General features: G+C 42.4%; 11 protein-coding genes. 8 read left to right on the top strand and 3 right to left on the bottom strand.

Annotated elements, in window-relative coordinates:
• The first annotated feature begins 107 nt into the window (after positions 1–107).
• The 8 genes from ACTXGF_RS23160 (at position 108) to fdx (ending at position 7,267) form a co-directional block, all read left to right on the top strand.
• Entirely contained in the window at positions 108–752 is a 645-nt protein-coding gene (locus ACTXGF_RS23160) for a hypothetical protein (RefSeq protein WP_443532523.1), read from the top strand.
• A 393-nt stretch (positions 753–1,145) separates the two neighbouring features.
• The gene (locus tag ACTXGF_RS23165; protein ID WP_057759222.1) at positions 1,146–1,655 is read left to right on the top strand and encodes an Rrf2 family transcriptional regulator; all 510 of its coding nucleotides are present in this window, start codon (positions 1,146–1,148) and stop codon (positions 1,653–1,655) included.
• Positions 1,652–2,878 carry an IscS subfamily cysteine desulfurase gene (locus ACTXGF_RS23170; protein ID WP_057759220.1) on the top strand — a complete coding sequence of 409 codons (1,227 nt, stop codon included), beginning with the start codon at positions 1,652–1,654 and terminating at the stop codon, positions 2,876–2,878. The genes ACTXGF_RS23165 and ACTXGF_RS23170 overlap by 4 nt, the downstream gene beginning before the upstream one ends.
• Before the next feature lie 152 nt (positions 2,879–3,030).
• On the top strand, positions 3,031–3,441 hold the full coding sequence (gene iscU, locus ACTXGF_RS23175; protein ID WP_057759218.1) for a Fe-S cluster assembly scaffold IscU: 411 nt from the start codon (positions 3,031–3,033) through the stop codon (positions 3,439–3,441).
• A 241-nt stretch (positions 3,442–3,682) separates the two neighbouring features.
• Positions 3,683–4,003 (top strand): iron-sulfur cluster assembly protein IscA, encoded by a 321-nt coding sequence (iscA, locus tag ACTXGF_RS23180; protein WP_021814983.1) that lies wholly within the window; start codon positions 3,683–3,685, stop codon positions 4,001–4,003.
• Positions 4,004–4,177: 174 nt separating this feature from the next.
• Complete coding sequence (hscB, locus tag ACTXGF_RS23185) at positions 4,178–4,759, top strand: Fe-S protein assembly co-chaperone HscB (RefSeq protein WP_443532520.1); 582 nt, start codon at positions 4,178–4,180, stop codon at positions 4,757–4,759.
• 202 nt (positions 4,760–4,961) lie between these two features.
• Positions 4,962–6,842 carry a Fe-S protein assembly chaperone HscA gene (gene hscA, locus ACTXGF_RS23190; protein WP_443532518.1) on the top strand — a complete coding sequence of 627 codons (1,881 nt, stop codon included), beginning with the start codon at positions 4,962–4,964 and terminating at the stop codon, positions 6,840–6,842.
• 86 nt (positions 6,843–6,928) lie between these two features.
• Positions 6,929–7,267, top strand: a complete 339-nt coding sequence (gene fdx, locus ACTXGF_RS23195) for an ISC system 2Fe-2S type ferredoxin (RefSeq protein ID WP_101206134.1) — start codon at positions 6,929–6,931, stop codon at positions 7,265–7,267.
• 97 nt (positions 7,268–7,364) lie between these two features.
• On the opposite strand, the gene ACTXGF_RS23200 is transcribed toward fdx, so the two are convergent.
• The 3 genes from ACTXGF_RS23200 to mfd form a co-directional block, all read right to left on the bottom strand.
• Positions 7,365–8,786: an adenylate/guanylate cyclase domain-containing protein gene (locus ACTXGF_RS23200; protein ID WP_443532517.1), complete on the bottom strand. Its 1,422-nt coding sequence runs from the start codon at positions 8,784–8,786 to the stop codon at positions 7,365–7,367.
• Positions 8,787–9,098: 312 nt separating this feature from the next.
• Entirely contained in the window at positions 9,099–9,530 is a 432-nt protein-coding gene (locus ACTXGF_RS23205; protein ID WP_057759208.1) for an HIT domain-containing protein, read from the bottom strand.
• Positions 9,531–9,680: 150 nt separating this feature from the next.
• On the bottom strand, positions 9,681–13,391 hold the full coding sequence (mfd, locus tag ACTXGF_RS23210) for a transcription-repair coupling factor (RefSeq protein WP_443532515.1): 3,711 nt from the start codon (positions 13,389–13,391) through the stop codon (positions 9,681–9,683).
• Positions 13,392–13,490: the final 99 nt, after the last annotated feature.

Below are 13,490 nucleotides of genomic sequence, written 5' to 3' on the forward strand. Positions count from 1 at the left end.
TTATAAAGACGTTACTATAAGCAAAATATCACTGCAAGACTTGGGCAAATACAGACTTCTGTTTGCTCAATATCTAAAACTTGCTAAATAAAAAACGGATTACTTACATGAAGCGTTCTACGTTGTCTCACTCTTTTCTTAATATCATTTTAGTATTTATCGAGTCGGCGCTGACATTACTGTTACGTTTGGATCCTGAACTGCGTAAGGCCGCTTATCCACTTGCTAAGCAAGGCACCGTGGTGGCACTTCGCCTGTATTTACCGCATGTAGAAGTATTTGCCACCTTTAGTACCAAAGGCGTGTTACTAGATGCTCAGCTGCCGATTGGTCGTAGTGCGCCTGACGTGGTTATCAATGCTTATAGCATTCAAGTTATCAACGCCATCACCACTCATGATAGCGAAACCACTGAAAAGCTACAGATGCGCGGTGAGTCGATTCAAGTGCAACTGGTCAAACAGTTTATTATGCAACTTGGGCTTGGCAGCTTGATTCAGGGGCTGATCAAAAAGATAAAGGGTGGTAAAGCCAAAACCAAACCTACCGAAGCTGATTTGGAAGAAAAAAAGAATAACTATAAACTTCGTATTAAAGAACAGCAAACACAGATTAATACCTTGACCATTAAAAACCGTGAATTTGAAACAACCGTGAGAGAGCTTCAGAGCAAGCAAAAGACGTTGATGATTGTCACTGTTGTCGCCCTTGTCATTATGATCGGCTCAGTCATCGCACTATTGATGAATTAGTCTTAGTTCTCTGAATTACCTATAAATAAGCGTTCAATGTCTGCTATAGATATTGAACGCTTATTTTTTACTTCGTCAAATATATCTGAGCAGACGAATTAAGCTGCTTATATCTCACTCATATATCTCTTCTAAACATCATTGTTTTTATCAATTACAGCAATAAGCTTGATTAACCATTGAACCACACTTTAATCTTGACTAAATTACTCGGGATTAAGTATAATTACCTTAATCGTTGCACACATCGGGTTAATCATCTGTTGTTCAATAACGATAAGACAAAACTTAGCTGACGTATTATTGGTTGCTCTTTTATCTTATGAGTACTTATTAAAACTTCTGGCTAAGATCGTTGTTAAACATAAATGACATCAAGTTTGGAGATAACACATGCGTTTGACTACTCGGGGCAGATACGCTGTTACCGCATTATTAGATTTGGCATTACAGACCAGCCAACAAGACAGTGCTGTATCATTATCCGATATCGCCAAACGGCAATCGATTTCAATCTCGTATCTTGAACAGTTATTTTCTAAACTCCGCAAACGCGGCCTTGTCACGAGTATTCGCGGTGCGGCAGGTGGTTACCACCTAGCTAAACCATTGAATGAGATAGATGTGATGAGCATCATATCTGCGGTTGATGAGTCAGTAAACGCGATGCAGTGTGAAGGACGCGGTGACTGTCAAGGTGGTACAATGTGCCTAACTCACGATCTGTGGTGTGCACTATCAAATCATATCGAACAGTACTTGAAAAATATAACATTAGCGCAATTATTAGATATGGAAAATGTGCAGTCCGTCTCAGAGCGTCAGCACACCTCTACAAAAGATATTTCCATAAAAGACATTAATACTATTACTCTATCGAACAGCGAGGCAAACCCAGCATGAGCCAACATAACAACCTTATATACTTAGATTATGCCGCCACTACCCCAGTTGCTAAATCAGTAGCTGCTAAAATGAGCGAGTATTTGACTGTAGATGGTGTCTTTGGTAACCCAGCTTCACGCTCACATGGTTACGGCTGGCAAGCGGAAGAAGCAGTAGAAACTGCTCGCGGTCAAGTTGCTGAAGTAATCAACGCTGATCCACGCGAAATCGTCTTTACTTCTGGTGCGACTGAGTCTGACAACCTAGCCATTAAAGGTGCAGCACATTTTTATCAGTCTCGTGGCAAACATATCATTACCAGTAAAATTGAACACAAAGCTGTATTAGATACCTGCCGTGAGCTTGAGCAAGAAGGTTTTGAGATTACATATCTTGAACCACAGCCAAGCACAGGCCTTATCCTGCCAGAGCAAGTAAAAGAAGCACTACGTGATGATACGATTTTAGTATCACTTATGATGGTAAACAATGAGCTTGGTACTATTACTGATGTTGCAGCGATTGGTGAAATCACTCGCGAAGCTGGCGTAGTTTTCCATGTTGATGGCGCACAGTCTGTTGGTAAAGTAAAAATCAATCTTGAAGAAATGAAAATTGATTTGATGAGCTTCTCAGGTCATAAAGCATACGGCCCTAAAGGTATCGGCGCATTGTTTGTTCGTCGTAAGCCACGTATTCGCTTGAAAGCTGAGCAACATGGCGGTGGTCATGAGCGCGGTATGCGTTCAGGTACTCTACCAACGCATCAGATCGTTGGTCTAGGCGCAGCATTTGCTTTAGCTAATGAAAGCTACGAAGCTGACCATGCACATGCAGCCAAACTACGTCAGAAGCTTTGGGATGGTCTACAAGATATCGAAGAGATTTACTTAAACGGTGATCTTGAGAATAGCGTACCAAACATTGTAAACATCAGCTTTAACTTCGTTGAAGGCGAGTCACTCATGATGTCACTTAAAGACTTAGCTGTATCATCAGGTTCAGCCTGTACGTCAGCAACGCTTGAGCCATCATATGTACTACGTGCAATCGGTCGCCCAGATGAATTGGCACATAGCTCAATCCGTTTCAGCTTCGGCCGTTATACCACTGATGAAGACATCGATACTGTTATCAAACAGATGCATGAAGCTGTTGACAAATTACGTGCTCTATCACCACTTTGGGATATGTACCAAGAAGGTGTTGATCTAAACTCAGTCGAGTGGGCTGAGCATTAATTTCTAATATAGCTTTTTAGTATAGCTAGCAATATATTCATTAAACGATTGATCAGACAATTAAATTAAGCGTTTGACCCCAATTATCGATGAGTAGTTAGACACTTAAAGTTGATAAACGACTACTCATCATCTAACTAGGAGAAAACCCCATGGCCTATAGTGACCAAGTTATTGATCATTACGAAAACCCACGCAACGTTGGTAATCTTGATAAAAACGCCAAAAACGTTGGTACCGGTATGGTCGGTGCCCCAGCATGTGGCGATGTAATGCGTCTACAAATCCAAGTCGACGATAATGGTATTATCGAAGATGCACGTTTCAAGACTTATGGCTGCGGTTCAGCGATTGCTTCAAGCTCGCTTGTTACTGAGTGGCTAAAAGGCAAGAGCTTGGATCAAGCTGGCGAAATCAAAAACAACGATATCGCTCAAGAGCTAGCATTACCACCAGTAAAAGTGCATTGCTCTGTACTTGCAGAAGACGCTATTAAAGCCGCTATTAGCGACTATAAGGGTAAGCATGGCGTAGCCGCTCCAGCAGAAGAAGCTGCGATCTAAGCTAGGCTAAGCCTGCTAGCGTATGCGCTACGTTGTACTAGCAGCGCTAAAGTAGCAACGCTAAAGTAGCAATGTGTAATCGCTACTAACGCTAAAGAGGTGACAATGACACTTATGTAATTGTCACCTTTTGTTTTCTAATAGTTGTAAGCCTATAGTTTTGGCAATCTTGTAATTCTGGTTGTCAGTTTATCTAGATTTTTTTATTGATATTTATGATTAATAGTCAATGGGAGTTGGCATGATTGAAATGACAGAACGCGCCGCTCAGCATGTTCGAGACTTTTTGGACAATCGCGGCAAAGGCGAAGGCATTCGAGTTGGTATCCGTACGGCGGGTTGCTCGGGCTTGGCTTACGTTTTAGAGTTTGTAGATACCCCTGATGAAAACGACACGCGCTATGAAAGTCGCGGCGTTAGCATTTTCATTGATCCTAAAAGCCTCGTATATTTAGACGGCTTGTTGATGGATTACGAAAAAGAAGGCTTAAATGAAGGCTTTAAATTCACCAATCCTAACCAAAAAGGTGAATGTGGTTGCGGTGAGTCGTTTACAGTTTAATTGTTCAATGGCTGAAAACTGATAGATTTATGCTTCAACAAGCTTTCATAAGAATAGTGCAGTATCTCTGCTATCGCTATGAAAAATGGCTAATTTAGTTAAGTAGCCAAGCGATTCAGTATTCTTAGCTAGGTCATGACTTCAAAAACAAATAAAAAAGCAAGGCATCAGATTATGACAGATATTACTTTAGAACCACAGTTTGATAACTTCTTTGCCCTATTTGAGCAGCCTGTACAATTTGAAATCAACCAAAGCAGTCTAGAACAACGTTTGCGATTGCTGCAGAAACGCTATCATCCTGATAATGTTGCCAAAAATCAGACCGGTATGGCTCAAGCACAGTTGCAGTCTGAAAAAGCATCAGCCTTAATCAATCAAGCATATCAAACACTAAGCGCTCCTGATAGTCGTGCTGGCTATTTACTAGACATGGCGGATCAAGCACAAAATATAGAGCATTCAATCGCGGATTTAGACTTTTTGGAAGATGCGATGCAGATGCGCATGGATCTAGATGATGCTATCGAAGACAAAGATCTTGCAGCCTTGCAGCAATTACATCCTCAAATTACAGAGCGCCTAGCAAATCAATCTGAACGCTTTAATAATTCTTATCAAAATCAAGATTGGCAAACAGCGATTGATGCGACACAGAAACTAAAATTTTTGGTTAAGCTAAATGCTGATGTGACGACGGGGCTAGATGATGTCGCAAATTCATCGCATTCAGATGACGATGACTTATACGTCTAAACATCTGTGGTTATAGCTCTAACTAATAAGCTAAATTCTATATATTTGGTTAAAATAGTGACCATGATACCGTATAATCTTTGAATCTAAGCCCATTAAACTGTCAGAATCTATCTTCTTTATGGAATGAGACTACCGACGTTAAGCTATCGTACTACATATGCTATATTTCACTTATTCATTTTATCTCTGAGTTATCCTTATGTCTTTAATGCAAATTGCTGAACCCAATCAAAGCGCTCAACCTCACCAACATAAATTTGGCTTGGGCATCGACCTCGGTACTACACGCTCGTTGGTTGCTGTGGTGCGTTCAGGTAAGGCACAAGTCTTAGAGGCAGGTTCAGCGACAGATACATTATTACCGTCTGTTGTCTATTATCCAGCTACTGGTACGCCATTGGTTGGCTATGACGCTCTAGCGCATTTAGCGGATGATCCAAAAAATACGATCGTCTCGGCTAAGCGTTTTATGGGTCGTAGTCAAGCTGATATCAAATTCTCTCATCCTTATGAGCTGTCTGGTAACAAAGACGATATGCCCGCCTTTGTAACGGCTCAAGGTGAGGTTTCTCCTGTTGCAGTATCGGCGCGTATACTAGCCGCTCTTGAGCAACGTGCAGCAAGCGCTTTACCTGCAGATAGCATTGAAGGCGCCGTGATTACGGTTCCCGCTTATTTTGATGAAGCACAGCGTCAAGCAACCAAAGATGCCGCTCAAGCAGCGGGTATCAACGTACTACGTTTACTCAATGAACCAACGGCGGCAGCGGTTGCTTATGGTCTTGACCAATCATCAGAAGACAGTAAAAAAGAGAGCTATTACTTAATCTATGATTTGGGCGGTGGTACTTTTGATGTCTCTATCTTAAAGCTTACAGATGGTGTCTTTGAAGTATTGGCAACTGGTGGTAATAGCGCACTAGGTGGTGATGATATCGATCGCCTTATTACCAATTGGATGATTAAACAATTAAATATCGACCCAAAAGACGTAAGCTTGCACGACAAATCAATACTAGCTCAACAAGCCAAGGCTTATAAACAAGCATTGACTGACGCTGAGCAAGTGGACATCAAGGTCACTGTCAATGATCAATCTTATCAAGGCGTATTAAGCCGTACAGATGTACTAACTATCGTAGAGCCTGTTAGTCGCCGTACGCTAAGTGTGTGCGAACAAGTCCTACGCGATGCCAAGCTGTCGACTACAGATCTAGATGAAGTTATCTTAGTGGGCGGCTCGACTCGTATGCCTGCCGTACAGCAAGTCGTGACTGAGTTTTTTGCTAAGCAGCCACTTTGCCGTCTGAATCCAGATGAGGTTGTTGCCTTAGGCGCTGCCCAGACTGCTCATCAATTGGTTAACGGGGATAGTGATAATAATTTGTTATTATTGGATGTGACGCCATTATCATTAGGTCTTGAAACCATGGGCGGTTTGGTCGAAGTGCTCATCCCACGCAATACACCTATTCCTGTGAAGAAACGTCAAGTGTTTACCACTTATCAAGATGGTCAAACAGGCATGGTGATTCATGTGGTGCAAGGTGAGCGCGAGACGGTAGAAAACTGTCGCTCACTTGGACGTTTTGAGCTGTATGGCATCCCGCCAATGAAAGCTGGGTTTGCTCGTATCGAAGTTACCTTTAGCATCGACGCTAACGGTCAGCTTACTGTCAGTGCACAAGAAACTACGACCAAAACAGAAAGCAAAATCGAAATCGTGCCTTCTTATGGTCTATCAGATGAGCAGAAAGAACAGTTGCTGATTGCAGGGTTTAAACACGCAGAAGAAGACAAAAACGCGCGGTCTTTAATTGAGACAAAGGTAGAAGCGGAACGTGAAGTACTTGCCCTAGAGTCGGCACTTAACGAATTTGCGGCGTTGCTTTCTACTGAAGAACAACAATCACTAGCAGAGCATATACAAGCGCTACGTAACTCTCTCAGCACTGATGACTTAGCGCTTATTGAAGCACAACAAGCACAGCTCAAGCCACATAGTGATGCCTTTGCTGCACGTATTATGAATCAAAGCGTCAAGACCAGTATGGCAGGTACTAGTGCCAAAGACTGGTAATAAATACATCGACATATATAGCTTAGCTAACACGTTAAGCTAATTTCTAATATTTTTTAAATTGATTAGCATCGGACAGATAATTTATGCCAAAAGTTACCGTACTACCCCATCACGAAATCTGCCCTGAAGGCGCAGAAGTTGAGTTGCAAGCTGGTGAAAACTTATGCAAAGCACTACTAGAAAAAGGCATTAAAATCGAGCATGCCTGTGAGATGTCGAAAGCTTGTACTACATGCCATGTTGTAGTACGTAAGGGTTTCAACAGTTTAGATGAGATGGATGATATTGAAGCTGATCTACTTGATCGTGCTTGGGGACTAGAGCCTGATTCACGTTTATCTTGTCAGGTCATGCTTGATGATGAAGACTTGACCATCGAAGTTCCTAAATATACCCTCAATCATGCTAAGGAAAATCATTAAACACTGATGATACTTTCTAGTTAAGATTAAAAAAGGCCAGCTATGTGATAGCTGGCCTTTTTCTATATAGGATTTTGAGACAATAAGCTTAAAACGCTTACTTGCGATTGACATTCTCACGTTTACTTTCTGCGGCTATGCTCTTTATTACTTTTTCTTCCTCTTGCTCGATGCGTTCCAGCGCAAAATTTAAACGAGCTCTAATATCTTGATAATCATTGTCTTTCATATCTTTAAAATTCAAATGCAAATTGAAACCAGGCAATGTGTGGTCAACCCATTTAGACAGATGACCTGTACTGGCACTAGGATCAAGTACTTGCCATGCATCGACCTTTTCATCAATTCCCTTTAAGCAAAATGCGGCAACGTGCTCGCATTCATAGTTATGGCATATATAATCGTAAGTGCTTTCACTAACCAATATCTGATCTTTGCCCGCACAGGACTCAAGCCTAGAGGCTAGGTTGGCTTCTTTACCAATAATTGTATAGCTTAATCGACTACTACTACCAAAATTACCAACGTGACAGTAGCCAGTGGTAATACCAACACGTATATACAAGCCTTCAAACCCCATCAACCGCCATTTTTGGCGCAAAGTACGCATTTCTCGGCGCATATCAATTGCCATTGCCACGCAATCTAATGCATCTTGACGCGATCCACGGCTATTCGGTTCACCAAAGAAACATACCATACCATCGCCGATGAATTTATCAAGCACTGCACCATGTTTATCAGCAATTGACGTCATGCAATGCATATAAGTATTGAGAATATCTGCCAAGTTGTCAGAGCTTAAACTATCAGATAGTTCAGTAAAGCCGACAATATCTGAAAACATGATAGTTATTTTTGCGCGTTTATTAGAGACACTGACGGGACTATCCGATTTGACAATAGGTTCCCAAATCTGTGGTGGTACAAATCGAGTCAATTTATTGATCACTGATACCATGGTGTTCAGGCGCCCACCAGCCTGATGGGCACGTGCTTTAAAAGTAATATGTTGCTGATAGATACGCCTGAACTGGTACAAAATAACGCCTAAGCTTGCCACCATTACTATCAATGGTAATAGACCTTCATCAAAGTCTATACTATTCGCATTTAAGACTGTGCTAACGTAGAAAAACACAATGATAGTCACGACAGATACAGATAACAGTCTGAGGTGATTCTCAGGTCGGCTAAGAATGATACGTACACCAATCAAAGCAGCCAAACTGATTGATATGACCGTACAGCATTGTAGTGAGCCGATGACAACCGATAATAGAATAATAACGATATTAGACGTCCAAAAGCTAGTCTGACGTCGGTAGTTGTATATCAAGATCATGAGGCTTGGCAATGTAATAATAACCAACAATGCCATTGAGATAGAGCGGAAGTCGTAGTATATAGCACGCAACACAACCGTCAGTATTAACACGAACACTTCTGGATAGTCAAAATGACATGTCCCGGTGTCCTTTAACGGCGTCATTGGTTTGAATGTCTCTGAGAAGGTCATATGAGATTCACTTGAATAAGGTGAGCTATCTGAGAGACAAAGGCATACTACACTAACATATGTACGTTATTTGTCCTTATGACGATTTATCATAAGATATATCTAATAATATATTATACTTTCGAAATAAGTTTAAACAAGGTTACTGATGACTACGAGGCGACCTTTTGTCTAGTTTATTCCCTCCTTTACACTTTTATTCAAATTTAAATAAAAAGAGAGAGACCAGATACATTTAAGTATTTGGCCTCTCTTTTTACCTATAAAATTAAGGTGCAATCTATCCTTATTGAATGCAGGATAGATTGATAATTACATTTGCCAATCAAACGGCATTTGGTGATGACCACGTAGCGCCATCATCAATGTTTGCTGCATTTGCGCCAACACTTCTTTAGTATATGGCACAGCTGGCACACCCCATACTGGGTTTGGCCATTGCATGTCATTTTGATAACGGACAATATGATGAAAGTGAAGTTGTGGCACTTGATTACCAAGAGCGGCCACATTCATTTTATCAGCTTGAAAGGTTTTGGCTAACTGGCTCGATAACCAGCTAGACTCTCGTAAAAACTGTGTTTGATCTGCCTCAGACAGCTCATATAACTCTTTGATACCTGAGACACGCGGCACTAATATCAGCCAAGGAAATTGGCAGTCATTGATTAAACGACAAGTGGATAATGGAAAATCCCCCACTAAAAAACTATCAGCAGCAAGTTTATGATGAAGTTGGAACATAATGACGGTTCTCTTGTTGTTTAATGCAAATAAAATACAGAAAGTTAAAAAGTTAGTTTGGCTATTTTATCAGTTATCGGGTTGATAAAATAGCATCATAATTTATTGCCTTAGTATGACTACCTAGCCTACTTGATATCCAGCTATGTACTAAGCAGGCTCTGTCACCATGTGCTCGCTAAAATAGCGCAGCAGCTCTTGTATGACCGTCACACGCTGTTGCGGTGTGGCTAACTTATCGCTATTTTGGTAACGGATACCAGATGCGCCATTCATACGATAATGCTGACCATTTGATTGGATCAATTTAATAATCGCTAACGCATCAACTGGAGTATCTGGCGCAAATTCCAGCGTCATACTACTACTGTTGGCATCAATTTTGTTAATCTTAAGCGGTTCTGCTTGTAAACGTAATCCATGAATGGCGAATAGCTGCTTGGTTTGATCTGGCAATGCCCCAAAGCGGTCTATCATTTCCGTACGAATATCCGTCAATGCTTCTTTATCATCGGTATTACTAATACGCTTATAGAACAATAAGCGCTGATGCACGTCGTGTAAATACTCTTCTGGAATGAGAGCAGAGCTGTGTAGATTAATTTCACTGGTCAACGACAATGGTGTATTTAAATCAGGCTCCTTGCCAGCTTTAATGGCTTTAGTCGCCCGCTCAAGCATATCCATGTACAAGCTAAAACCAATCGCCTGCATATTGCCACTCTGCTGCTTACCCAATATCTCCCCTGCACCGCGAATCTCTAAATCCTCACTTGCCAGCATAAAGCCTGCACCTAAAGTATTGGCACGCTCAATCGCATGCAAACGGCGCTTGGCATCACCTTTGAGGCCTTTCAGAGAAGGCACTAGTAAGTAACAATACGCTTGATGATGACTACGTCCTACTCGGCCGCGCAGCTGATGTAATTGCGCAAGACCAAACTTATCAGCGCGCTCAATGATAATCGTATTGGCATTGGGCACATCAATACCTGTCTCGATAATGGTAGAGCAAACCAACACGTTGAATTTTTTATGATAAAACTGCTGCATGATCTGCTCAAGTTGGCGCTCTTGCATTTGCCCATGAGCTACTCCTACTCGTGCTTCTGGCACTAGGTCACGAATAGTCTCTGCCATGCGCTCAATACTGGCAACATCATTGTGTAGCAGATAGACCTGCCCACCACGTAATAACTCACGCAATATGGCTTCTTTCATCAGGGCTTCTGTCTTTTGCATCACAAAAGTTTTGATGGCAAGACGACGGGCAGGCGGTGTGGCGATAATCGACATATCGCGCATACCTGAGAGCGCCATATTAAGCGTTCTAGGGATCGGAGTTGCCGTCATAGACATACTATCAACATCTGTCTGAATGGCCTTGATACGCTCCTTATGACGCACTCCAAAGCGATGCTCTTCATCAACAATCATCAGGCCAAGGTTGGCAAATTTCACATCTGGTTGTAGCAGTTTATGAGTACCAATGACGATATCTACTTTGCCAGCAGCCAAATCAGCCAATACCATTTCTTGATGTTTTTTGCCACCAAAGCGCGACAAGCTCTCGATACGAACGGGCCAATCGGCAAAACGATCGCGGAAATTGTCTTCATGCTGACCAGCAAGCAGCGTGGTAGGCACCAGTACGGCAACCTGATAACCAGCACTAACGGCAATAAACGCTGCTCGCATCGCGACTTCTGTTTTACCAAAACCAACGTCACCGCAAATAAGACGATCCATCGGCTGGTTTTGTCTCATGTCTTCCATTACGGCATGAATGGCATTGGCTTGGTCGGCGGTTTCTTCAAAGGCAAACTGACTGGCAAATAGCTCATATTGCGAAGGATCTATTTTAAAATGAATGCCAACTTTGGCCTCACGTCTTGCCTGCATATTGAGCAATTCAGCAGCAACGTCATGAATTTGCTCTAATGCTTTTTGCTTGGCTCGGTCCCATTTGCCATTACCGATCTTATGTAGCGGTGCTAAGGCTGGATCGCCGCCACTATAACGGCTAATCATTTGCAAATTGGCCACTGGCACATAGATACTAGCGTCATCAGAATATTTTAAGTGGATAAACTCTTGCTCACCATCGCCCACATCTAAGGTAATCAAGCCATTATAACGACCGATACCATGCTCGATATGTACCACTGGACTACCATCTGTTATTTCAGTAACACTCTTGACTAAGAACTCTTCTGACACACCGCTTTGGCGACGACGGCGCGTTTGTAAGACTTGACGACCAAACAGCTGTGTTTCGCTAATCAACACCAAGCGTTCAGGCACATAGACACCGCGCTCAATTGGCGCTACGGTCAGACCAACATGCGGTAGATGACTGTTATTAATAGCGCTGGTTTTATCTGCGGCTAAAAAGGCTTCAAAGCTATCGTACGCCTTGATATCAATCTTGCCTTTGAACAGTTCGATGAGAATCTCGCGACGGCCTGCAGTCTCTGCAACGATTAATACGGGTGTTGAAGTCTTTGATTGCGTATCCAAGAAGTCGAGCAATTCGGATAATGGTTCAGACTTTTGATGATTAACTGCTAATTGTGGCGGCTCTTGAGCACTTAATGTCACCAGTCCTTGTTGTTTAGTGACACTCGATGGCAATGGTATTTGTGAGGCATCTGTACTTTCTGGCACTGCCATATCATTCATCGTAGCCAGTTCATCACGAGCACTTAACATAACTCGTGGATATTGATTGAGCTGTTCGTTAAGCGCGTTAGATAATAGATACAGCATTGCTGGCTCTACGATAGGCTTATCAATATCATGGCGACGCTCTTCGTAGCGGCGCTGAATTTGTGACCAGTAATCAGCTTGTTTTTCATTGATTAACTCATCGGTGATAAACAACGCATCGCTTGGTAAATAGGAAAATAAACTACTCTCCGCCTCCCAGTCTTTTAAGTTAAAAAATAGCGGCTGATAATACTCTAATCCACTACTGGCAATCCCTGCCATCACGTCTTTGTGCAACTCAGACTTACGGCTACTGGTATTAGGGAACATCGCAGCAAAGTTCGTGCGGAAGGTCTCACGCCCTTCATCAAGCGGAAACTCTTTTGCAGGCAAGATTTGAAATTGGTCGATAGGTTTAGAGATATCTGGCATCTTGTGTAGTAATGACAGCGATTCTTTCGCCATACTGGTATCGTTGCCCGTTAACATCGCCTTCAAATCATCGGCAGTCAATGTACGCTGTGTTTGAGGATGAAAAAAGCGAATCGTTTCGATTTCATCATCGAACAAGTCTAAACGTAGCGGAAAAGGCTGACCCATGGCAAAAATATCAATAATACTGCCACGTACTGCAAACTCACCTGGCTCAAATACATTTTCAACCGCGCGATAACCTGCTTTTGCCAATAGCCCGCGTTGGGTATTGATATCAAAACGATCGCCGACACTCAAATCAAAATGCTGACCAATTAACCAGCTTGGCGGTGCGACACGATGCATGAGGGCTTGTATTGAAATAAGTAGCACGCCCGTTTTTGGCATATCCGTCAACAGATTGATACGCTCACTGACGATGTCTTGATGCGGAGATAGCTCATCATAAGTTAGCGTCTCCCAGTCAGGGAACACATAAGCATCGACTCCGCAAAATGCCAGCTCAGTCTCTATCTGATTGAGTTGGTTCTGGTCACGTGCCACCACAACTTTTAGTCGCTCGGCAACATTCCACATAGGCGTTTGCACCAAGCTTGCCAACCATAAACTGCTGACCGCACCATGGACAGGCGCTAGCCAACGCCGCTCGGCATTTTGGATAGGAAACAACTGCTGGTTAATAGGGTCAAACGCGTCAGTCAGAGCAGTAATAGGCATAAAGAATAGGATCAAAGTTAAGGAGTCAGAAAGCTATTATACGAATATTTGAGCAATTACCAAAACTTATGCCGTAACGGTTTGTCACTTAAGAGTTTA

It is taken from the genome of Psychrobacter sp. 1Y6, assembly GCF_052258385.2.
Taxonomy (GTDB): Bacteria; Pseudomonadota; Gammaproteobacteria; order Pseudomonadales; family Moraxellaceae; genus Psychrobacter.